This window comes from Peribacillus sp. NPDC055009 (assembly GCF_053608705.1).
Genome location: NZ_JBSGVZ010000007.1, coordinates 24,594 through 48,408 on the forward strand (window position 1 = coordinate 24,594; position 23,815 = coordinate 48,408).

The window sequence follows — 23,815 nt, forward strand, 5'->3', positions numbered from 1 at the left end:
CCTGTGGCTCCCGTGGCTCCTGTGGCTCCCGTGGCTCCTGTAGTTCCCGTCGCTCCTGTTGCCCCAGGATCTCCCGTGGCCCCTGTAATTCCTGTGGCTCCCGTGGCTCCTGTAATTCCTGTGGCTCCTGTAATTCCTGTGGCTCCTGTGGCTCCCGTGGCTCCTGTGGCTCCCGTGGCTCCTGTAGTTCCCGTCGCTCCTGTTGCCCCAGGATCTCCCGTGGCCCCTGTAATTCCTGTTGCTCCCGTGGCTCCTGTAATTCCTGTGGCTCCTGTAATTCCTGTGGCTCCTGTGGCTCCTGTGGCTCCTGGATCTCCCGTTGCTCCTGTAGTTCCCGTGGCTCCTGTTACTCCTGGATCTCCCGTGGCCCCTGTAATTCCTGTTGCTCCTGTGGCTCCTGTAGTTCCTGTGGCTCCCGGAGCTCCTGGATCTCCCGTGGCTCCTGTTGCCCCTGTTGCTCCTGTAGTTCCTGTGGCTCCTGTAATTCCTGTTGCTCCCGTGGCTCCGGTGGCTCCCGTGGCTCCGGTGGCTCCCGTTACTCCTGTTGCGCCGGTTGCTCCTGTGGCTCCTAGATCTCCCGTGGCTCCCGTAATTCCTGTCGCTCCGGTGGCCCCTGTAATTCCTGTGGCTCCCGTGGCTCCGGTAATTCCTGTGGCTCCCGTTGACCCTGTGGCTCCTGTTTCCCCTGTGGCTCCCGTGGCTCCGGTGGCTCCCGTTACTCCTGTTGCTCCTGTTGCTCCGGTGGCTCCTGGATCTCCTGTGGCTCCTGTAATTCCTGTGGCTCCCGTGGCCCCTGTAATTCCGGTTGCTCCTGTTGCTCCTGGATCTCCCGTGGCCCCTGTAATTCCTGTGGCTCCGGTGGCTCCTGTAATTCCTGTGGCTCCCGTTACTCCTGTTGCTCCCGTTACTCCTGTTGCTCCGGTAGCTCCTGGTTCTCCCGTAGCTCCTGTAATTCCTGTGGCTCCCGTTGCTCCTGTAGTTCCCGTTGCTCCTGTTGCGCCTGGATCTCCGGTAGCTCCTGTAGTTCCTGTGGCTCCTGTTGCGCCTGAATCTCCCGTGGCCCCTGTAGTTCCCGTTGCTCCTATTGAGCCTGGATCTCCCGTGGCTCCTGTTATTCCTGTTGCTCCCGTTGCTCCTGTAGTTCCCGTCGCTCCTGTTGCCCCAGGATCTCCCGTTGCTCCTGTTACTCCTGGATCTCCCGTTGACCCTGTAATTCCTGTGGCTCCCGTGGCTCCTGTAATTCCTGTGGCTCCCGTTGCTCCTGTAATTCCTGTTGCTCCCGTTGCTCCTGTTGCACCCGTCGCTCCTGTAATTCCTGTTGCTCCTGTTACTCCTGGATCTCCCGTGGCCCCTGTAATTCCTGTTGCTCCTGTGGCTCCTGTAGTTCCTGTGGCTCCCGGAGCTCCTGGATCTCCCGTGGCTCCTGTTGCCCCTGTTGCTCCTGGATCTCCCGTTGACCCTGTAATTCCTGTTGCTCCTGTAATTCCTGTTGCTCCTGTTGCTCCTGGATCTCCTGTGGCTCCTGTAGTTCCCGTTGCCCCAGTCACACCTGGATCTCCCGTGGCTCCTGTTATTCCTGTAGCACCCGTGGCTCCTGTCGCACCTGGATCTCCCGTTGCTCCTGTAGTTCCCGTTGCTCCAGTCGCACCTGGATCTCCCGTTGCTCCTGTTATTCCTGTAGCACCCGTGGCTCCTGTCGCACCTGGATCTCCCGTTGCTCCCGTAATTCCTGTTGCTCCGGTGGCTCCTGTAATTCCTGTAGCTCCTGTTATTCCTGTTGCTCCTGGATCTCCCGATGACCCTGTAATTCCTGTTGCTCCTGTAATTCCTGTGGCTCCTGTTGCTCCTGGATCTCCCGTTGCTCCTGTAGTTCCCGTTGCCCCAGTCACACCTGGATCTCCCGTGGCTCCTGTTATTCCTGTAGCACCCGTGGCTCCTGTGATTCCAGTGGCTCCTGTCGCTCCTGGATCTCCCGTGGCTCCGGTGGCTCCTGTGGTTCCTGTCGCACCTGGATCCCCGGTGGCTCCTGTGATTCCTATGGCACCCGTAGCTCCGGTGGCTCCTGTGATTCCTGTGGCACCCGTAGCTCCGGTGGCTCCTGTAATTCCTGTTGCTCCTGTTGCTCCTGTTGCGCCTGGATCTCCCGTGGCCCCTGTAATTCCTGTTGCTCCTGTCACTCCTGCTACACCGGAATCTCCCGTGGCTCCTGTAGTCCCCGTGGCTCCTGTTGCTCCTGGATCTCCCGTGGCTCCTGTAGTTCCCGTTGCTCCTGGATCTCCTGTAGCTCCCGTAATTCCTGTAGCTCCCGTGGCCCCTGTAATTCCAGTGGCTCCTGTCGCTCCTGGATCTCCCGTGGCTCCTGTGGCTCCTGTGGTTCCTGTCGCACCTGGATCCCCGGTGGCTCCTGTGATTCCTGTGGCACCCGTCGCTCCGGTGGCTCCTGTAATTCCTGTTGCTCCTGCGGCTCCCGTAATTCCTGTCGCTCCGGTGGCTCCTGTAGCCCCTGTCGCACCTGGATCCCCGGCGGCTCCTGTGATTCCTATGGCACCCGTAGCTCCTGTGGCTCCTGTAATTCCTGTGGCACCCGTAGCTCCTGTGGCTCCTGTAATTCCTGTTGCTCCTGTTGCTCCTGTTGCGCCTGGATCTCCCGTGGCCCCTGTAATTCCTGTTGCTCCTGTCACTCCTGCTACACCGGAATCTCCCGTGGCTCCTGTTGCGCCTGGATCTCCCGTGGCCCCTGTCGCTCCTGTGGCTCCTGTGGCTCCCCTTGCGCCTGTGATTCCGGTTGCCCCTGTTGGCCCTGTTGGCCCTGTGGCACCCGTAGCTCCTGTTGTCCCTGTAATTCCACCAGCTATCGCATTAAAGCTCTCTGGACCAACACGCGTTACATCTGTATCAACTGAACCAGTAATGTTACGAACAAAAGCTGTATATACTAAAGATCCTGAACCTTTGGGGACATTGTAATCTGCAGCTGAAAATGAGTACTCATGAGGTCCGACCTCAGAGCCATTAAGTACAATAGTCTTAATACCGGTAAAAATTGTATTAGCATTAGGATTGGTCCCTCTAACAATTTTAATTTCAATAGAATTCACAGGAACGCTGGCTTGTGGATTTACTCTTAAGGTGATGATCCCATCAAATTGAACACGAATCATTGAAGTTGGATTTGCTTCGCTAACATTAAGGCCAACTTGACCAAAAAATTGATAAGCAGACGAAGTGGGAATATTAATGGAGTTGGCATAGGAAGCATTTTGAGATGTTATTTCATCAAAGAATTCTGGCATACTTTGTTCCACCTACTTTTTTATAAAAATACAAATGAATTTAATTTTCTCCAAATACTAGGTGTTTTAATTTGGCTTTAGAACCTTATAATACTTTATGAAATTTGCAACAACAGTGAAACGGCACAAACCCTTTGTCCTTGTAAAATACCTTGTGTTATACAAAAATAAGGAAAATATCAATCTGTATTTTTTATTTAGTCTAAGGATAATCAATATTTTTATAGAGCTATTCTGCCCTTAAATAAGGGTATTTTTTTCTTGGATTGCTTAAAAAAAAACTGAAACCTACATTAAGTAGTTTCAGTATTCATAAATTCTCGAACGAGTAAAACCATTAGCATTCGTATTTCTTCTTTTTCCAGTTTTCTGCATGGCTAGTGGAATCATCCCCATTTTTACGATTAAAAGATCCAAATTAACTTTTCGAGAAGCAAAAAAAGGCTAATCCCTTGGCGTTCAAGGGATCAGCTTTTTTCTTTTTTTTCGATACTCTGAAAGTATCTGCGGTTATAGTCGATGGAAGGGTGATCTGGAAAGTAATCAGCAGCTAACTCATTATGTCTTTTTGATTCCTCTAGCTTGCCGATGCGGTCAAAACATACGCAAAGCTGAATGTGCGGCAGCCATGTGTAACAATTCCGCTCGATAAAAGGGCTTTTTGTTTCAGGTATTTCTATTTGTGTTGCTAGATTGTACCAGAATATGGAGCGTTCATAATCATGTTGCTCCAAATGGATGTATCCGAGCCGACAGCAGATTTCCCCTCTTGGTGTATCGTACTCGAAAGACTTTAAACAGCTCTGGACTGCTGAAACCCAATCTTTAAATTGAATATGGCAGTCCGCCAACTTGCCGCATGCTTGAATGTTATCCTCACTCCATCCTTTACCCTCTTCAAGAAATTTACGATACCACTTGATGGCATCATCATATAAACCATGGTCATTGCATTCATTCGCATAGTAATATTTGTCGCGCGGTGAAAAATCAATTCCTGATTGAAGGAGCTTCTTGTAAATTCTCAAATTACGATCATTAAAGCTTTTTTCCTTTTTATGATGTATGGCAATATCCGATTGAAATGTGAGTCCGGTTACTTCAAGATACTCATGAACGAATCCTATCCATTGAAAGTTCTTTTCCCGTTTTACGAGCCGGTTCCGCCTGGAACTGAAGCTAGGGTTTCCATTCCCATCAAAAGAAAGATGATAAAACATCATGACAGAATCGAAGTGAGGAGGAAGCTCTTTTTTCAGGGTTGAAAATTTCTCCTGATTCTCTTCAGTTAAAATATCATCCGCATCAAGCCAAAATATATATTCTTTTGTCGCTTTATAAAAAGCGAAGTTTCTCGCAGCCGAAAAGTCATCGATCCATTCAAAATCATAAACATGATCAGTGAAGGCTGAGGCAATTTGTTTCGTGTTATCTTTTGATCCTGTATCAATGATGATAATTTCATCGACTAGTTCCCTTACAGAAGCAAGACAGTTAGAAAGTGAATCTTCTTCATCTTTTACAATCATGCATAAACTAATTGAAATCCCGCCCATTAAACCACCTCCAATAACAGCATATTAGTTTCTGCCTTCTATAGTGCCTGGAGATAGCGTAAGTATGACCTAATTAAATTCAAGACATGACCACGGAAAATCGTCAATTGCAGGAAAGTTAAGATCTTTTTTTTGCAAACGCATCTTTTGTTACAATTCCTTTGCTGAAGGACTCTAATTTGTTTATATTAGTAAACACCAAATGTATGATTATGTTAATGATCGTACATTCAAAAGGCCGCCAATTGGCAGCCCTCTTATGGCGCTAAAGCATCCATTAGTTTAAGTATAAAACTTCACAAAATTATTGAAATTGTTCAAAAATGAATTGAACTATACAGTATAAATTTAGTTAATGGTAATAAACAAAATATACAAATCAATACAAATATTTGATAGGGGATATGTTTTTTCTTCTTAAAGTCACCTGTTTAAATCTCAATACTTAAACAACAAGTAAAGATATCATGAGAAAACAAGAAACTGTTTCTTTCATAGAATACAGTCTACTTGATATTCCTATAAGAAGCCCTCTCCCTACTAAACACTCCAACCTTAACTCGTCCGAACATCTGTTAATTGAAGAAAGGTCTTCGGTATTATATAAACTTAAACACCAAATAAAAATGTTCCTAAAATCATATATACAAAAGGAAACATTAATAAGACCGAATTTAAAATGATAGCACCAAGCGTCAAAACATCCTTTTGTATTTTATGTGCTTTTAAAGCGAAGAAAAGACCAATAGCACAAAATACTAAAGGAAAAAATATAGGCAATCCTTGTATCTTTTCGAGTGTAACAATATCAAACAGAAAATTCACAATGAACATTAGAGGAAAAAGGAATAACAAATAAGAAACAATAATAAATGTCTTTTGCACAATGAGCTCCTTTGAAAAGTTATGTTTCTTAAACTTTAACATAAAACAAGTTATATTTGGGTCGATTTTCCATCCCTTTATGCAACTAACCTGCCCCTTTAGCTCCATAAGAAAAAGAGCTGCAAAAGCAACTCCCTTATTAGAAGTAAAGTACCTTGTTATCTGAATAAGTAGTTACCTTTTATTTCTCGTTTAATTGCTCTAACCACTCTATAAACCAATCTTGAGGTAACTTTACTTTTGAGAGGTCTAAGTTCAGCAATTCTTTTAATGAGTAAGTATTTACCAAAAATAAATCCCATTGACATTCAATATCTCGTGCTATTCCAAAAGCTATTTCATCAAATTCATTAAATTCTCCAGCTTCATCTTCCTCAAAAGCCATTGTGAGGTTATCACACCACTTAATTAACTCATATTGTGAAAATCTGTTTTCTTTTCTACATACGGTATTTAACAAGTTCTTTAAGTTTTTGGACGAGAATGGAAAATCTATAGTGGTTTCATTCCAGTTCCAATTCATATAAACATCCCCTATATCAACTGAATTACTTACTATCCGCATCACCTTTCAACTCTCTATTTTATAACATTTTCTTATTCAACTAAACTGCCCCGTTAGTTCCATAAGAAAAAAGCTGCCTTAAAGACAGCTCCGGTCTTCAGCTAACGCACCCGTTAGTTTAAGTACATTACTTCACAATCTTTAGTTTTCACGTTATATAATCCTTTTACTTCTTCTCAACATATAATGTTGAGAACCTAACTAAAAGGAGTGAAATCACATGAGATATTTCCCACGCCAGGGGACAATGAGTCCACAATCCCCTCCTCCAACATTCATTCCACCAAAACCTTCTGTGTCCTATATCGTCGACTGTCTATATCAAAACACTTATGTATGGCTTATAAATGGCAGACAATTTTGGTTTTACCCTACTCGTGTGGAATATGGAGAAGTATCTGGATATAGATGGAACGGTGCTTTCTGGCAATTCTACGGTATTGACCCAAGACTTATAGATGCTGTTACCTGTCCTCCTATCCCTACATTATACTAAAATTCTAAAAAAGCCTTATCTCGAATAGTCTCAAAATAAAAGTTCGCCCCTATCTTTTAATTTTGGAGGTATTGTATGACAACTTTTTATTCATTTCATGGAACTGTCACGGTGATTAGTGATTTTTTTACAGGTCAAAATGGTGAAAGAGAAGGTTGTTATAAATTATTTACAATAGAAAATGAATTGGGTTCAATAGTAAATTTCGTGGTTTCACCCTCAACTTACTTCGTTGACCATGAAATGGTCATAGTAGGAGATCGCGTGACAGGATATTATGATGGAGATTTACCTGCTATTCTTATTTACCCTCCACAATATCAAGCGCTTGTCATGGTAAAAGATAACCCAAATCAGAATGTAAAAGTTGATTATTTTAATAACCAATTGGTGAGTAGTGATGGACAATTACAATTAAAATTATCTCCTTATACCCAAATATTATTAACAAATGGGCAACTCTTTTCAAGATATCCAGCGAACCGAGATTTAATTGTTTTCTATGGACCTGCCACAAGAAGTATCCCTGCTCAAACCACACCCTATCGTATAATCGTTTTATGTTGAGCGCATTATTATTTCAACCAGCAATAAAAATAGGTATTTAAAACTCGTTCAGTTTTTGGCGAGTTTTTTATTATATTTTGTTCTTTCCATAACCCAATAAAATTAATATTCCTTTTTCAACTAAACTGCCCCTTTAGTTGCATAAGAAAAGGAGCTGCTGATCAGCTCCTGGTAATGAAGTAAAGCACCCATTAGTTTAAGTACACTCTTTCACAATCTTAACAATAAATAAAAAAAGCCGTCCTAAAAGACAGCTATTCAAATATATTAGTTTGAAATAGTTGGTACAAGTTTTAAAAATTTACGATAACAGAAGATAGTTAATGTTAATGGTACTAAACTCCATAGATAAAAATATGTTCCATACTGGTTCCATCTTGCGGTTGTTGTAATACCGTCAGCGATTTTTATCCCTAAAAAATTCAACGCCCTAAAAACAACCATCCTACTTTGTTTTTGTTCAAGTTACCCCCTCCTAAAATTGGTTGTAACAAAGAACATTCTACAAATATTGGTAAAGTCCTTGTTGAACTAACCTGCCCCTTTAGTTCCATAAGAAAAAGCTGCCTTAAAGACAGCTCAGATTCTTCAGCTAAAGCCAACCATTAGTTCACTAAGAAAGGTAATTTCCATTTTATCCCTTTACGGGGTATGGATAGAGTATCACTCAACAAGCTGATCCTCAATAAAATGCTCACTATTGATTACCTTTCCTTCCTTATTTTTATCATAAACATTGTATTCTTTTTGTGTTTCAGCATCTGACCAAATTATATATGCAATTAGATCATTCTTATGATGTTCTAGCCGATCTGTATTCATGTAACTTTCATCCAGCTGCCAGTCTCTTGGCAAATCCTCACTTTCCCTATAAAAGGATATATCAAAAATCCTGTTTTTTCCTTCCATTACTTTTATTTCTTCTTCAACTGGATGTTCCTTACTGTATTTTTCAACTATTTCTTTCAATTCTATTAAATCTTTTGGTGGATTTAGAATCATATAATGCTTTTTAACAGTCACCTCTTCTTCATCCTTTTTACCAAAGATCTCTTCTGTATTTTCAATTTCGAAAATCTTTGTTTCCCCACTTGATTCCTCATTCTTTATACATCCAATTAAGTTTAATGGAATTAAGAATATACAAATCATTAAAACTATAATTTTCAAATTAACTTTAATCACTCAATTTCCCCTCAAATGGTACATCCATTTCCATTACAGTAACAAAGGGCTTATATTTGCCATTATATTCATCATAATGCTGTAAGACAAACCAGGAACGGAATCCTGCTAAGTTGACATACTCCTTCTCAACATCTGGCCGATCCAACCCAAAATGATCATATAAACGAACACGCATGACTCCTTTAAAGTGATTATTCTCTACAGAAAAATCTTTTACGGATACCGTATTCCCCCAAGTATCATTTACTGTAATTGTAAGTCCACCTACTCGATCACTCCAGGTGCTAAACGTCGGATAACTAGCATTTCTCTGTATCAAATTATAAAATTCATTTGTATTCTTTGTACTTTTATCCATCTTAAGTGCTGCCAAATTACCTCCATTTTTCTTTAGCTCATCAACTAAGGCATTTTTGACAAATTCAACATAGGCTTTCGTTGTTTCATGCTCACTTGCTTCTTTAGTTAAAGTCTGGTTTTTGTACTCTTTACCAGTTCCCACTTTAAAATGATTAATCATATCTAAAATAACCTCTTCCATATCTCCCATGGAAAACAAGCTTGTTGTCATATCCTCGAACTCATAAAAGAGAATACCTGGGAAATAAGATTCAAGTAATTGGAATCTGAACATCCAGCTAATATCTTTTATTTCATCTTCTGTATAATCATTTGTTTTCATATCATTCGCTATATTTCCATTTTCATCATAGCCTTCTGGTCTATCTGATTGATAAATTTCTGTATCGGTAAAATCAGAGTACAACGGTCTCAAATCCTCATTATCAAACTTTCCATCTCCGTCACTATCTTTTCGGTCAGGGAAACTGGTTGGAAAGAAACCTTCATAATGAATTTTAACTCCAAAAATTTCTACCGTGAATGATTTTAATTGCCCCATTTCTTGCCCATCGGTTAATCCATCTCCGTCACTATCCTTCTTGTTAGGATCTGAGTAAATTATACCGTACGGTGTTTTCATTCCTTCAATTTCATAGCTGTCGTATAAGCCATCCCCGTCCGAATCTGTTTTATCAATTTCTACATCACCTGATATACCATTTTCGTCATCTCTTCCTACATCACCTACTGTCTTCGTTGCAAGATTGTTAAGCAGATCTTTATTTACATCATGCGTCCCTGAGTAGTCTATTTCCCTATTCCATAGCTCCAACCATTTTGCCTTATCAACAACCAGATATTCACCAAAGTGAGTAGTTTCCACACTTATTGTATTTTTACTTGTATCTAACACAGTGTTAATGCTTTCAAACATTTCCTCGTCTTCATTGTACCAAATGATGGCTAGATCATCTTCCAACGTGTCTCCGAGCTTCGCTTCATCATACGTAAACTGAATGCTTGCTTTCTCAAATTCTGATTGCGTATTGATGCTTACAGGAGAACCAATAATACCGTGTAAATTAGTTGTTTTAATATTTATGTTGTTTGTGCTGCTAATTCTAGTCGTTTTATTAATATTATCCTTTGCACTAAACCCAACTTCTACGCTTTTAATTTCTGATTTATCAGGCTGAATCAATGATTTACTAATCGATTGTTTATAGAGTTCTTGTGAATCCTCGCTTCCGTCATTGTCGCCGTCTGCAGCATTCGGATTTGTCTTTAAAACATATTCATCTCCATCACTTAACCCATCGTTATCTGTATCATACTTATTAGGTAATGAATCGAACTGATGTACTTCAAATCCGTCAGTTAAATCATCTTGGTCTGAATCTCCTTTAATCAAATTTGTTTGATTAGCTTGCTCGTCTTTATTAATCAGGCCGTCTTCATCGATATCTTCATCTGCATCACTTATGCCATTACGATCTGAATCATATTTTGTCGGGGAAATATATGATTTGACCTCATATTCAATATTGTCCTGCAATCCATCACCATCTGTATCCTTTTTAAATGGATTCATTCCCTCTAGGAATTCTATTCCATCTGTTAAAGTATCACCATCCGTTTCAGAGGTAGATTCAAAGAATTCTGTGTTAAATGAATAGCCTGCTTTTTCAAGTCCGAATAACACTTGTTTATATGCATTTTGATAGGATTTTGATGCAGGGACAGCTAGATCTTTTTCTAGAAACTCATTACCTTTTTCAGACATTTTACCAGCGTTATTCAAATGAGCTTTTAGTTTATTTCCTTTGTGATCTGCTTGATCGGAGATATCCTTTAAGATGCCGATAGCATTTTTATTGACAATTTTATCCGATAAATAAAAATTAAAGAGTATATCTGCAAGTAATACTTCAGTTGGTTCATTAAAATCGTTTTTTGTTACATACCCCCATAGACATATGGTTAACTTATGTTTGATTTCCAAGAGCCGATCACTTTTAAGAACCGACTCATGTATATACTCCTCTTGAACAGCTTGTTCATATTGGTTAATCAATTGTTGAAGTACATCAAGTTCATTAAAATCTTTTTGTTTAAAGTCTCCGATTTCATCAAATTCCGCTATCAGTTTAGAATCAAACTTAGCATTAGTTTCTTTTATGACTGTCGCGAAACGCTTTAATTCATTTATTGCAATCTGATCATAGATTTTCGCAATTCTGGTGTCCTCATAGAATTCATATTCACTTAACCATTGTTTTACATTTTGCTCACTAGAGTTATTACCCTTGGCAACCGCCGCTTGCCCAATTCCGCCGAAAATCATTGCAAAGATCAATAAAAAACTCAATATACTTTTTACTTTATTTTTCAACTTGATAATCACCTCTATAAAAATATTAAGTTAACCTATTTACGTATGGTTCCCATCCAAAGAAATATTGTCAAAATCCTTGAGTTAATGTCATTAAATCAACTCCTTTACAATTGTTATTTTCTAATAGCAACTAGTTAGTACCTATCAAAAGCATAAATAGGAATTTACTCCAAACGAAAATAATGCTGAATATTCTGAAATTTAATAAATCAGAAAGACACCTAGTTCATTGTCTTTTTAAATTAACCGAACATAAATAAATCTTTGATCCAATAGATTTTCGGACTGTAAACCAATGAATGAATCCCGTTTAGCTCCTCAACCGTTTATATGAAACGTGTCAGGGGATGATGCTTTTTGTTCCTAAGACTGTGGCGAAAATGCAAAAAGCATTGAAGAGCATAAAATAAACAGTAACAGCTCTTATAGTTCCTTGAGGGATAAATTCATTTTTTCTCCTTTCCTCCCTAAAAATAATTTTTTCAACTAAGTATTAGTTTACAGATTAAAAATATGGAATATAAGGTAAGGATTTCCTATATATTTTTATCAGACTTATGAATTAATGATCTTATTTTAGAGATTGAACCAATATATAGCCAATTTTCTTTTAACCCACCTTTTGATTCATATGTACTTTCCTTTTCCTATAAGAAAACCCCTTTAGATAACCACAAAGGGGCAAAGCATCGTAACTTTTTTGCAAACATCGCGACTTTATTCAAAATATCGCAGGTTTTATAAACAACGTGACTTTATTTTAGATACCACACTCTGTACAATTTTAGGGTTCATTTCTTTAGCCATTGCAGGTTTACTATGTAACCGATGAATGAACAAAAAAGACCTTCAATTGAAGGTCTTTACTCATATGAGGAACAATTTGGATAAAGGCCCCTCCTTAATGTGTCAATAAGACCATTTCTCATCATCTGTAACCCACTGATTTTTCTTTAAATCAAAGGATTCATAATCATCGTGAAGAGAAAAGTAGGCTGGCAATGTTATTGCTTGTCCATCTGCTTTTTTCCAGCAATCTGCGACCCAAGTAGCAAACGCTTGTTTTTCTGCAAGGTTAATTTCTTCTTCATTTTTTTCGTAGAAATCCCAAAAGTCACCTGTTTGATTACCTAAAAGGTGGGTGTATCTTACATTTTCAATCATACCCTTACTACCTGCAAAGATAGTAGAATCCTTACCCTCGTTAAAGACTTCATTAGCCTGTCTATCCATTGAGAACATAGTAATGGATAAGTTAAACTCGGAAGGATCATCTACAAATGCTACAAAATCCAATAATTCCACTTTAGAGTAAATGGTGTATTTATGTAGCTCCTTTATATTACTGATAAATGTTTCCGATTTTGCTTCAAGGTTTTCTTCGACTGACTTCATATAGCTGTCTACCGTATAAAGAGATTTGACTTCTTCATCTTCTTTGACTGTTTTTTCTTCATCTTCTTTGACTATTTTATCTTCCGAATTGGCTTTCTTGTTCTCCGTGTTTAATGCTTCACAACCCAATAACCCCAATAATAAAATAGAAAATAAAACAAGTGATGCTTTTTTCAAATATTCTCCTCATCTCTATAACTTTTCCATCATACTTCAACCAATTATACCAAACCTTATACCTAAACGATCTCCGAAGCATACAAAAAAGTACCCGAAAAGGATTCCAAGCAGGTCATCTTTACCAGAGGCGCTAATGCCGTTTCCAATAATCCATAAGAAAAGAGCTGCCTTAAATACAGCTCCGACATTCAGCTAAAGTAGATTTATCATGCGATACAATCTATAAAATCCTCTCTAATAAATCCCCCACTTTTTCTGCCATTTCCTCTGGTGGATAAGGCATGCCATTTTTTAGCCACCATTCCACTACACCTACGTAAGCATTTGCAACAAATTCAACAACTACATCTTCGCTTTGACCAAAATTTTTTCCTTTTGTTATATCGACGTCTTTTTTGAACTCTTCGATATTATGCTGAACAAACCGGCTGCGAAAGTACGGAGCTCCTTCACTCACCAACATCGTCGAAAAAAATAAATAATTACTTTCAAGATATTCCATGCAGTGTACAGTCGATTCAATCCAATCCATTTCAGCTTCCGTCTCACAAAGGTTAACCATGTTATTTATATGTTCTTCTATGATCTTATCCAACAGATCAAATTTATCCAAGTAATGAAGATAAACCGTTGCACGGTTAATATTTGCCCTGTCAGAAATATCCTGAATGGTAATGCTATCGAAATTTTTTTCTGACATCAATTCAAGAAATGCTTTTTTTATTGCATCTTGAGTTCTAACAATTCTTCTATCCACTTTTGCCATGTTATTGACACCATACTTTCACTGAGATAGTCAACAATTTTTATTGATTTGTTGTTTAAACATCAAAACTGATTAAATTAACGATTTATATGCCTTGTTTTGTATATATTTATATTTTAAATTATAGACAGATGTCGAGAAAACATCAATTGTAGTTTTATTTCACGTGAAGGGATGATACGAAATGACAATTGAAAACAAAGTAATTATAATCACTGGGGCCTCATCTGGAATTGGTGAAGCAACTGCAAAATTATTGGCCAGTAAAGGTGCTAAAGTTGTTTTGGGCGCTCGTCGCGAAGACAAATTAAAAGCATTGACTGAGGAAATTCAAAAAGCTGGTGGACAAGCTGCTTATCGCGTCACAGATGTTGTTAATCCAGATGATAGTCATCAGCTTGTTCAACAAGCTAAAGACACTTTTGGTGGTGTCGATGTAATCTTCTTGAACGCTGGAATAATGCCTAATTCACCACTTTCCGAATTAAAAACTGACGAATGGAACAGTATGGTTGACGTTAATATTAAAGGTGTATTGAATGGTATCGCCGCAGTATTGCCAACATTTACATCGCAAAAGTCTGGACATATCATCACTACTTCATCAGTAGCTGGGCTTAAAGCTTACCCAGGCGGTGCGGTTTATGGCGCAACAAAGTGGGCTGTTCGTGATTTAATGGAAGTTTTGCGTATGGAATCTGCCCAAGAAGGTACTAACATCCGCACAGCAACTATTTATCCAGCAGCGATTAACACGGAATTGTTGGATACGATTACTGATAAGAATATTTCAGAAGGTATGACTGCGTTGTACGAACAATATGGTATTGCACCTGATCGAGTTGCCAATATTGTGGCATTCGCTGTTGATCAGCCAAAAGATACGAACATTAATGAGTTTACAATTGGGCCAACAAGTCAACCTTGGTAATAATTACAAGATGAGATAAAACTAGCGCTATTCATTTTCTAAAGCTCAGGCTGTCGAGTAGACCTCGACAGCCTGGCACATTATACTTTGAAATTTATTCAGAGACAGGAACAAAGAGGATTTTAAAAAAACTGATATCGTTTAAAAGGTCTGGATATAATGGAGAAAACAGCTAAATTGAAAGTTATCTAATACCCTTAAAAATCTCCCCCTTTACGCAATTACAAAATGACACTGTACTGAAAGTAGGAGATCCATTTTATGACTAAACGAAATAACTTGCTGATTTTCATATTGACCATAGGAGTTTTCGGCATCTTAAATACCGAAATGGGGGTTATTGGGTTAATGCCCTCCATTGCTGATCACTTCAATGTCAGCATATCAAAAGCAGGATTGCTTGTGAGTCTTTTTGCTCTTACTATTGCTGTATCTGGACCAACGATGCCGTTATTGTTTTCCGGGATAAATCGTAAGAAGGTCATGTTACTTGTATTAGGAGTTTTCGTTATAGGAAACATTGTATCCATATTTACATCTAATTTTACCATTCTATTAATTGCTCGTATAATTCCAGCCTTCTTCCATCCAATTTATTGTTCTTTGGCATTTACAGTAGCTGCTTCCTCAGTAAGTAAAGAAGAAGCTCCAAAAGCTGTTTCTAAAGTATTTATCGGAGTATCTGCTGGTATGGTAGCCGGCGTACCGATCGCAAATTTTATTGATAGTGCCGTTTCGTATGAAATGGCGATGGCATTCTTTGCTATTGTTAATGCTATTGTATTCATTGCTACATTGATTTTTGTTCCATCTATACCTGTTGAGGAAAGAACTTCTTATGGTACACAACTTTCCGTATTAAAAAAGCCTATTTTATGGCTTTCCATCGTGACTGTCATTTTATTAAACTCAGCTATATTTGGGGTTTATAGTTATTTTGCTGAATATCTGAAAACAGTTACGAATATGCCCCCGAATACCATAAGTTTAACATTATTCGTCTTCGGTGGAGCCAGTATTATCGGAAACATTGTCGCAGGAAATTCACTTACTCATAGTGCCATTAAGTCTGTAGTATCTTTTCCATTGTTATTGGGTGCTGTTTACATCATTTTATTCTTCACAGGACAATTTACCGTACCTATGGAAATTACAACTTTAATTTGGGGAATATTAGCCGGAGGAATAATGGCAAATATTAATCAATATTTGATTGCGTCTTCAGCTCCCGAAGCGCCTGATTTTGCCAATGGCTTATTTATATCATCCTGTAACGTAGGAACAACAATTGGTGCAGCTGCAGGCGCGTTATTTATATCAGAACTGGGTACACAATACGTCGTATTAGTAGGAATCCTATCATTGATACTAAGTTTGGTTACTATTTTTCTTAGAAACTACATGTTTACTCCTGCACAACAACTATCTAGATAAGGAATAAATTCAACATTCTATAAAAGTTCCCTGTTCATTATTGCTTTATTTTCCCTTCCCTACTTTCTTTTATTGAATTTCTAGGGTGTGGAAAATTCTACTCTGGCCCAAGATTAGTAGCCGAAAAAAAGGAGGATATATTATGTCAAAGGATATAAAAGTTGCACTTGTCACTGGTGGGAATCGAGGAATAGGATATGAGCTGGTCAAACAATTGGCTTTGAATAGTTTTAAGGTCATTTTGGCAAGTCGGGATCCAGAAAAAGGGCATGAAAGTACGCAAAGACTTAAGGATTCAAATCTTGACGTGTCGTTTCTGGTAATGGATGTAAACAATCAAGAAAGCATCCATCAAGCTGCGATTACTGTAAATGATCAATATGGAAGATTGGACGTATTGATTAATAATGCTGGCGTGTATTTGGATGAGAGTGAAAATTTAGTGACTATGGACACTTCCACTCTGGAGAAAACAATGGCAACCAATTTCTTTGGAGTTTACCATGTGATCCGTTCCTTTATTCCCCTCATGGAAAAGCAAGGCTATGGGAGAATCATTAATGTTTCCTCAGAATACGGGGCGATGAGCGAAATGTCATATCCAGGAGTAGGAGCTTATAAAATATCTAAATTTGCCCTTAATGGATTGACACGATTGGTAGCTGCAGAAATCAAAGGTGATATCAAAATAAATGCGGTCGATCCGGGATGGGTAAGTACAGATATGGGTGGATCATCTGCTCCAAGAACACCCAAGCAAGCAGCTGAGTCTATCCTGTGGTTAGCAACTATTGGACCTGAAGGACCTAATGGTGGGTTTTTTAGAGATGGAAAACGAATCAATTGGTAACATTACAGTTTAAACACATTATTCTGTGTTTAAGTGTGGTTCGATACAATAAATACCTTATCTTTTATCATCAATATTAACAAGGCAAAATTTTTCCTCGATTAAGAAAATGACCAAAAAAAGAATCTAGTCCAATTGACTAGATTCTTTTTTTAATTTCTTCCCTTAATGATTCAATGATAGTACTTGATAAATTTGCTGGAAGAGATGAATTACCCTCAAAAACCCAGGTATTAATTACTTCAAGATCTTCTTTTTTAAAAGTAATGCTATAATCTTTATATTTGTGAGTAAAATCAGCTGTAACCGATTCTTCACCATCAAACTCATCATCAATAATCATATTTTTTATTTCATATGGCTTCACGATGTAATCTCCTTTTTATCATTCTTGTATATAGAATTGGCTTTATATGATTGTTTATTCATTTTATTCACGCCAAAAACCGAAGGGCTATTTTCAGGTGATGAAAGCATTAAACCAAACAGCAATCAAAAAGTCGATATCAACATAACTTTGTGGTTATCTCTAAAGGAGTTATGTAGGTATAGTTGGGCTTTCTTATTTTCTTTCCTTCACTTCTACCCAAAAGGTTGTATAACAAAAAAACCTTTAATTTAGGATGAAAAAGGTTACCTACATCAAACTGTAGAACCTCGTACGTCGATTGGAACTCCAGGCACTCGCTTTCCGCGGGCGGTCCGGGAGCCTCCTTTGCACTTTTGCGCCTGTGGGGTCTTCTCCCCTCGACGAGCTTTTCCCTCAGGAGTCTCGCACCTTCCGTTCCAATCATACATTTGTCTACAAACTCAGTTACCTACATGTTTTTCTTTTCTTGACTCTTATTATCCATATAAAATGATTAGCTTCATGATTGCCTTCACCTAATCCTTTTATCACAATCGTCTAGATATGACTTCGTTTTTACTGAACTGTTCCGAGAAGGCATGAAATGAATGCTAAATTTCGGTGAAGAGTTTGCGCCGCCGTCCAGTTTCTTCAATAAAAAAAGCTCTGTAAAGTTTCCTTTAACAGAGCGTACCAACATATTAAAGTATTTTCACCAAGCCTTTTCTAGTACCCAAGAAAGGCTGAAAGCGACTTTGACTAATGTTTAAGTGTTCAGGTCTTATTACAAGCTTTTTATCTGAATTCTTAACTTGCGAAAACTCTTTTGATAGTTTTCATTATTAAGGATTTCTAATAAATCCACTTCCATAACATTGGTTTCCCCAATAAAGTCGGCAACAAAAAGAGTCTTTAATTATATTGGTTAACATAGGACTATTTAATGGCTTACTTAGGATTCCCCATCCCCACTATCAAAAAATGAATCAAATCCCCCATCAAGATCTTCTATTGCTTCTTCAAACATATCCCCAACATCAAAACCATCCATCATCTCAGTAAGTAACATCGACCCTAAAACACCTACTGCTAATCCACCAACCATTCCAGGTATAGCGTTTCCTAATTGGGAAGCACGACCATGATGATGGTTGGTGGAATAAGAGAACGGCTGTGTAAAAGCATAAGGCTGATCAATAGCTTCCGATATATATTTTCCAAGTAGTTTATGAAGATCGGCTTCATGCTCGAGAACATTCTTACTTAAATAAAACTCACGTTTTGCTTCAATTTCCTTGTAGCCGCTTTTACAGTCAACTTCCATCCAGACCCGGATACCTGATTCTTCATTGGCAAACCGCATTTCAACTTCATTTACCTGTCCCATGAATTGTTGAGTGGGAAAAAAAGCAAATTCCTGTCCATATTGGTCGAGTTTACCCGAGTTTGCTGTCTCGCGAAAACCTAATTGAGCCATTGCATTAAAAATGGATGTGATGGATTTTTGGGATTGGATGACCAGCCGGTCTACATCTTTACGATCAACTCCGCCCTCAATATCAAGATGTGTATCCAGATAGTATGAGACAGTTCCCCTTGAAATAGGTATATTCGTAGGTAGGACGTAATGAAACGGAATGACCTTACGTTCTTTGGGGTGAATACAATCTCGATTAACTAATGGTATATGGGCAACTTCCTTAGAAACGCTTCCTTGTTTTAATACCACGTTCATCATCAACCGTACAGTCAATTGATTGATTTTCTGTTCCACTTCACCACCTTGAATGACTACCTCCCCTTGAATGCTATCTCCAGCTTGATAATTACGATTATCATATTGTAAATCTACAGTTGCTGCTCCTTTTCCTAAGCTTGCTAATATTTTCTTGAACATGCTTCCTCTTCCCTTCGTCAACCCTCTATTAGAATTCATATGTAAAATGGGCGTAATAAGATAGGACAAGAAATCTATTTGTAATTCATGAGATTTCTTAATTTATCCCTGATAGTATTACGTCGAAAAATGAAAATAGTTTCAAATAATTTACCGCAGTAGGTGACTTCAGATGAATATGTTTTTTATGATATTGTTGATGGACTATTGGCTTTTATTTTTCATGTAATAGGCGAAAAAACAAATGATGTTCCTTTGACTGAATACAGCAAGTTAGGGTCACCCATTGAAAGACGGATGTATAATCTTCATTACTTTATAGCCATGGCCTTTAATTTATCCTCGGTGGTCAAAAAAACCCTTAAATGCATGCGCTTACATTTAATTCCGCATTATCCCTGCTCTCTTTCTCAACAGATCCGTTCATTATTACCTTGCTGGGCTAAAGGGATATTCCTATCCAAGATATATAGAAATAACCGACCTCACTTATCACTTAAAATTACAAGAACCATATTACAATTTCTGGATTAAGGATTGTAATTCATCTTGAAGGTTTCCTTTTGATAGAGCAGAGTGAAGAATTTCATGAACAGTATTTAAGGAAATTTGTAGTTTTTCTTCTCCTAATGTGGTTAAACGTGTATAGATGCCTCTTCGATCATCTTCACATATATGCCTTTGTAATGCTCCGCAGCTTTTTGCTTCTAGCCTGCCCACCAGCCTTGATATAGCACTTTGGCTTAATCCAACCATCTCCTGTAATTGTTGTAGCCTCAATTGTTTATCGCTTGTTTTGGATAAAAAGTAAAGAACGTAAAACTCTTTTAACGACAGGTTATGATTTTTTTGCAAAGAACTTTCAAGTTCATTCGTAATGCTCATTTGAATACTAGCAAGAGAAAGCCAATTATCTAAATACTTCTTTTCTTGGTTGTTCTTCATGCACATTCCACCCTGTTCTATCCTATATAATTAAAATATGGCACTTTAATTGATTTTCATAAGACATATAAATAGTTCTAACATACTCCAAAGCCAGAATTTAATGGTCAAACTTATTTGAAAAAGTGGTGCCATATTGGCCGTTTCCATGTATGTTATATGGTTCTTCTCATTTTAGACGAGTTTCTTCTTTTTGTCTAAGATTGAGTTATTCCATAAAAAAAAACAGTCAAAATGACTGCCTTTATTCATTAACGCATTATAACTGAACAGGATCCTATTTCATTTCCACCCCAGTTAAGTGAAAGCTTGTCTTGATCTGAAAGAGGACCGACGCCACTTGGAGTACCGGTAAAAATTATATCTCCTTTTCCAAGCCCAAAATGCTCTGCTGTAAATTCTATAATGGTTTGCAAATCAAAAAGTAAGTCTTTAATATTTCCGACTTGTACACGCTCTCCATTTTTTAAAAGGGAAAAATCTGATTGTTCACATGCTTCGACACCTGGAAACGGAATAAAATCACTAACAACTGCTGAATTTTTGAATCCTTTAGCCAAAAGCCAAGGATGCTGTTTTTGTTTTAACTGTGATTGAACATCTCTAAGTGTTAAATCCAACCCAATGGCCATGGCATCTACTATTTCATCTACTTTCATTCCTGATTCGTACTGTTTTGCGATATGTATAACAAGTTCAGTTTCAAAATGAACGGAACCCTGATTACTCGGCAACGTGATGGACTGTCCATTAGCTTCCACAAGCGAATGAGTGGGTTTTGAAAATAAAAAAGGGGAAGTTGGGATTTCATTATTCAACTCTTTTGCATGCAAGGCATAGTTTCGACCTACACAATAGATATTTTTAATGTCTTTCATTATTAAACTCACTCTTTTCTTAATAAATTTAATGATTCTAAAAATAGAAGTTTTATTAGTCTCCCAAATTACAATTTGTAAATAAAAAAAACTCTAATTTAAATACATTTTATATTTTTCTGATTTTTTATACAACCGTTATACTTATAATAAAGTATCCCTGCTACGGGAAAATACGTTAAATTTTCACTTGTGGTACTTTTACCAGTTACATATGGCAATATCATTGAGAAAAAATCTTATGTTGATATGCATGAGATTCTCCGGCAATTTGAACGCCTAACTTGATAACTTTAAATTATTTCTAAACTAGTCAATTTAGCTAATCAAGGTACCCTTATGGGCCTTTTTAGCTTCTTCCCTCACTTTCAGCTATTTCTATTACAAGTTCCCCCCTATAACCACTATTAGACTAAATAAAAAAGCATATTCCTTTATTAGAGAAATACGCATGATTGGTGTAGTGAGGGTAAATCCATATATCACCATTTCATTATGAAAAAAAGAGCCAACAAGTTGTTGACTCTTTTTTTTTAAAAAGTAGAAGCTAAATCTTTTGATCGTGCTATTGCATTTTCTTTTATTTCTTGTGCTTTATCTGGCATTGCTGCATGTCCTTCAACGAATAAACCTTCAAAGGAAGGCACTCCGAAGAATTGCATAATGATATTTAGATATCGGTGACCCATTTCCATTTCAGCTGCTGGTCCTTCTGAATAAATTCCACCACGAGCTTGAATATGCAAGGCTTTCTTATCAGTTAAAAGACCAACAGGGCCTTGTTCGGTGTATTTAAATGATTTACCTGCAACTGCAACGGAATCAATATATGCCTTCATTACTGGCGGAAACGAGAAATTCCATAAAGGCGTTACAAATATATATTTATCCGCCGCTATAAATTGCTCACATAACTCTGAAAGTCGACTAACTTTTGCTTTCTCTTCCGACGAGAGTTCTTCAAAACCCTTTCCAGATTGAAGTTTCCCCCAACCACTGAAAACATCCACATCAATTTCAGGAATATTTTCTTTATAAAGGTCAATATTCACAATTTCATGGCTAGGATTTACTTCTTTATAAGTGTCAAGAAATGCTTTTCCAACGGCCATACTGTAAGATTGCTTGTCATCATGAGGATGAGCCGTGATGTACAATACCTTTGTCATTGTATATATCCTTCCTTTCCTTTTACATATTTGAACATTTTATTTTGCCTAGGGAATTCAACACTTATACAATTACTCGAACTAAAATATCTTTAATTAATAGGTATAAGATTAAATTGTTAAAAAGAAATTTTTTTGAAGGGGTATTACCAAACTTTTTTCATATTTCCTAGGCAATTTAAAATTCAATTCGTGGGAAAGAGTGTGATTTTTGGATATGATAAAACAAAACAACCTGGTTCATTTTAGGAGGCCTAAGGAATGACGAATTCAATAAAATTTGATCTGCACACTCACCATCAACGCTGTGGACATGCTATCGGTACAATTGAGGATTATGTAAAGCAAGCCATTGAATATGGTTTGCATTATATTGGGATTTCTGATCATTCTCCATATTTTTATAGTGAGGAAGACCATCTCTACCCAACTATTGCAATGGCAAAAAGTGAACTTGTTCCTTATATTGAAGAAGTACTTCGCTTAAAAGAGAAATATGCAGGCAAAATTCACTTGTTATTAGGAATGGAAAGTGATTTCTTCCCTGAACACATTGAGGTCTACCGTGATCAATATCTTTTACACCCTTTTGACTACATAATTGGATCTGTACATTATGTTCAAGATATTAGCATTTTTAAAAGAGGGCGTTGGAATGGTTTGACCTCTAAAGAACAGTCAAGAATAAAGGATGAATACTATGAATTAATACAGAAGTCTGCAAAAAGCGGAGTGTTTCAAATCTTAGGCCATATTGATGCAATGAAAGGGTTTTACCCATCCTTTTCTTCCATTGAGACAGACAGTATTGAAAGAACGTTAAAAATCATTAGTCAAGAAGATATCGCCATTGAGATCAATACCTCTGGTAAAACAAAAGATTGTGGTGGATGGTATCCAGCAGATGACATTTTAGAACGAGCTCTTTTCTATAATGTGAAGGTAACATTTGGATCAGATTCGCATACACCTGAACGTATTTGTGATGAATTTGAACTAGTAAAAAAAAGACTAAAGGAAATCGGCTTTTCTGAGTGGGTTTACTTTGTTAACAAGCAAAGGATTCTCACTCCAATTTGATATTCTTTGTCAAAAGTAATGAACTTGTCCAATCGCTTGAGAGTCCTGTAACAATGTGTATCGGAGGGAAGGAATGATGTTTTTCAACCCTTTTGCTACCAAGAAGGGCGATGCAGAAAAAAATAATGTACAGATTTCGATAATGATCCTGCTTGGAATTTCATTACACTTAAAGAATCGGTACCAATCTTTTTTTTGAACATAAAATAATCATTATGCATCCTGTAATAAACGATTGGTTACAAGTTTTACCCGTTCATTTCAACGAATCCCAGTCATCGCATTATTTTTTAGCATAAAATCAATATCTTTAGGGAATTAATAACTTACCATTCGTTAATCTTATTAAAAGGAGTTGATTTGGGTATGATCGATAACCCATTGTATAAAAAGAATGACGAAAACTCTGTAGAGTCAGATGAAGGTAAGCCTGTTTTCAACTCTTCAATAGGGCGATCCGAAGCCCCTCCAATAACTCCGTCAAAAGATCCTGAATTCGATCTTTTTGGCACAGTATTAAATGGGTATCTTTAATTTATACTTCCTTATTCAATATACCTTCAGAACATGGTTTAAAGCATTAGATTTCAAGACCTAAAACATTATAAATTCCTAAAAAGAAGAGCACATATTAGTCACGTCTAATATGTGCTT

The 23,815-nt window shown here is 37.9% G+C and carries 19 protein-coding genes; 6 read left to right on the forward strand and 13 right to left on the reverse strand.

The features are described 5' to 3' along the window. The 4 genes from ACWF5P_RS12630 to ACWF5P_RS12645 form a co-directional block, all read right to left on the reverse strand. The coding region (locus ACWF5P_RS12630) for a hypothetical protein (RefSeq protein WP_452444927.1) at positions 1–3,293 on the reverse strand (3,293 nt) is incomplete at its 3' end. 467 nt (positions 3,294–3,760) lie between these two features. Next, entirely contained in the window at positions 3,761–4,849 is a 1,089-nt protein-coding gene (locus ACWF5P_RS12635; RefSeq protein WP_434167227.1) for a glycosyltransferase, read from the reverse strand. Between the two features lie 609 nt (positions 4,850–5,458). Further along, the gene (locus ACWF5P_RS12640; RefSeq protein WP_157831185.1) at positions 5,459–5,734 is read right to left on the reverse strand and encodes a hypothetical protein; all 276 of its coding nucleotides are present in this window, start codon (positions 5,732–5,734) and stop codon (positions 5,459–5,461) included. 181 nt (positions 5,735–5,915) lie between these two features. Further along, positions 5,916–6,257, reverse strand: a complete 342-nt coding sequence (locus ACWF5P_RS12645) for a hypothetical protein (protein ID WP_101226114.1) — start codon at positions 6,255–6,257, stop codon at positions 5,916–5,918. A 613-nt stretch (positions 6,258–6,870) separates the two neighbouring features. Here ACWF5P_RS12645 and ACWF5P_RS12650 point away from each other — a divergent pair. After that, a complete protein-coding gene (locus tag ACWF5P_RS12650; protein ID WP_057277227.1) occupies positions 6,871–7,362 on the forward strand; it encodes a hypothetical protein in 492 nt (163 codons plus the stop codon). A gap of 663 nt (positions 7,363–8,025) precedes the next feature. Here the strand turns inward: ACWF5P_RS12650 and ACWF5P_RS12655 are convergent. The 4 genes from ACWF5P_RS12655 to ACWF5P_RS12670 form a co-directional block, all read right to left on the reverse strand. Beyond that, the gene (locus ACWF5P_RS12655) at positions 8,026–8,547 is read right to left on the reverse strand and encodes a hypothetical protein (protein WP_434167229.1); all 522 of its coding nucleotides are present in this window, start codon (positions 8,545–8,547) and stop codon (positions 8,026–8,028) included. Next, positions 8,540–11,284 carry a DUF3289 family protein gene (locus tag ACWF5P_RS12660; protein ID WP_452444928.1) on the reverse strand — a complete coding sequence of 915 codons (2,745 nt, stop codon included), beginning with the start codon at positions 11,282–11,284 and terminating at the stop codon, positions 8,540–8,542. The genes ACWF5P_RS12655 and ACWF5P_RS12660 overlap by 8 nt, the downstream gene beginning before the upstream one ends. A 912-nt stretch (positions 11,285–12,196) precedes the next feature. Next, a complete protein-coding gene (locus ACWF5P_RS12665) occupies positions 12,197–12,859 on the reverse strand; it encodes a hypothetical protein (protein WP_230176868.1) in 663 nt (220 codons plus the stop codon). Positions 12,860–13,082: 223 nt separating this feature from the next. After that, positions 13,083–13,628 (reverse strand): TetR-like C-terminal domain-containing protein, encoded by a 546-nt coding sequence (locus tag ACWF5P_RS12670; RefSeq protein WP_101222270.1) that lies wholly within the window; start codon positions 13,626–13,628, stop codon positions 13,083–13,085. A 184-nt stretch (positions 13,629–13,812) separates the two neighbouring features. Between ACWF5P_RS12670 and ACWF5P_RS12675 the strand changes: the two genes are divergently transcribed. The 3 genes from ACWF5P_RS12675 (at position 13,813) to ACWF5P_RS12685 (ending at position 16,843) form a co-directional block, all read left to right on the forward strand. Beyond that, positions 13,813–14,559, forward strand: coding sequence for an SDR family oxidoreductase (locus ACWF5P_RS12675; RefSeq protein ID WP_260358921.1), 747 nt, complete (start codon positions 13,813–13,815; stop codon positions 14,557–14,559). A gap of 261 nt (positions 14,560–14,820) precedes the next feature. Continuing rightward, positions 14,821–15,993 carry an MFS transporter gene (locus ACWF5P_RS12680; RefSeq protein WP_434167232.1) on the forward strand — a complete coding sequence of 391 codons (1,173 nt, stop codon included), beginning with the start codon at positions 14,821–14,823 and terminating at the stop codon, positions 15,991–15,993. A 142-nt stretch (positions 15,994–16,135) separates the two neighbouring features. After that, positions 16,136–16,843, forward strand: a complete 708-nt coding sequence (locus ACWF5P_RS12685) for an SDR family oxidoreductase (RefSeq protein ID WP_434167233.1) — start codon at positions 16,136–16,138, stop codon at positions 16,841–16,843. A 139-nt stretch (positions 16,844–16,982) separates the two neighbouring features. On the opposite strand, the gene ACWF5P_RS12690 is transcribed toward ACWF5P_RS12685, so the two are convergent. The 5 genes from ACWF5P_RS12690 to ACWF5P_RS12710 all read right to left on the reverse strand — a co-directional run bounded on the left by ACWF5P_RS12690 (position 16,983) and on the right by ACWF5P_RS12710 (position 22,081). Beyond that, the gene (locus ACWF5P_RS12690) at positions 16,983–17,210 is read right to left on the reverse strand and encodes a hypothetical protein (protein ID WP_101222274.1); all 228 of its coding nucleotides are present in this window, start codon (positions 17,208–17,210) and stop codon (positions 16,983–16,985) included. A gap of 934 nt (positions 17,211–18,144) precedes the next feature. After that, a complete protein-coding gene (locus ACWF5P_RS12695; RefSeq protein WP_434167234.1) occupies positions 18,145–19,089 on the reverse strand; it encodes a sporulation protein in 945 nt (314 codons plus the stop codon). A 516-nt stretch (positions 19,090–19,605) separates the two neighbouring features. Further along, complete coding sequence (locus ACWF5P_RS12700; RefSeq protein ID WP_452444929.1) at positions 19,606–20,034, reverse strand: MarR family winged helix-turn-helix transcriptional regulator; 429 nt, start codon at positions 20,032–20,034, stop codon at positions 19,606–19,608. 251 nt (positions 20,035–20,285) lie between these two features. Continuing rightward, a complete protein-coding gene (locus tag ACWF5P_RS12705) occupies positions 20,286–20,912 on the reverse strand; it encodes a fumarylacetoacetate hydrolase family protein (RefSeq protein ID WP_101222281.1) in 627 nt (208 codons plus the stop codon). Between the two features lie 533 nt (positions 20,913–21,445). Further along, complete coding sequence (locus ACWF5P_RS12710; RefSeq protein WP_434167236.1) at positions 21,446–22,081, reverse strand: FMN-dependent NADH-azoreductase; 636 nt, start codon at positions 22,079–22,081, stop codon at positions 21,446–21,448. Between the two features lie 261 nt (positions 22,082–22,342). On the opposite strand from ACWF5P_RS12710, the gene ACWF5P_RS12715 reads away from it, so the two are divergent. Together ACWF5P_RS12715 and ACWF5P_RS12720 are read left to right on the forward strand one after the other, a co-directional pair. Then, a complete protein-coding gene (locus tag ACWF5P_RS12715; protein WP_452444930.1) occupies positions 22,343–23,161 on the forward strand; it encodes a histidinol-phosphatase in 819 nt (272 codons plus the stop codon). Between the two features lie 366 nt (positions 23,162–23,527). Beyond that, positions 23,528–23,695, forward strand: coding sequence for a hypothetical protein (locus ACWF5P_RS12720; protein ID WP_350299224.1), 168 nt, complete (start codon positions 23,528–23,530; stop codon positions 23,693–23,695). Positions 23,696–23,815: the final 120 nt, after the last annotated feature.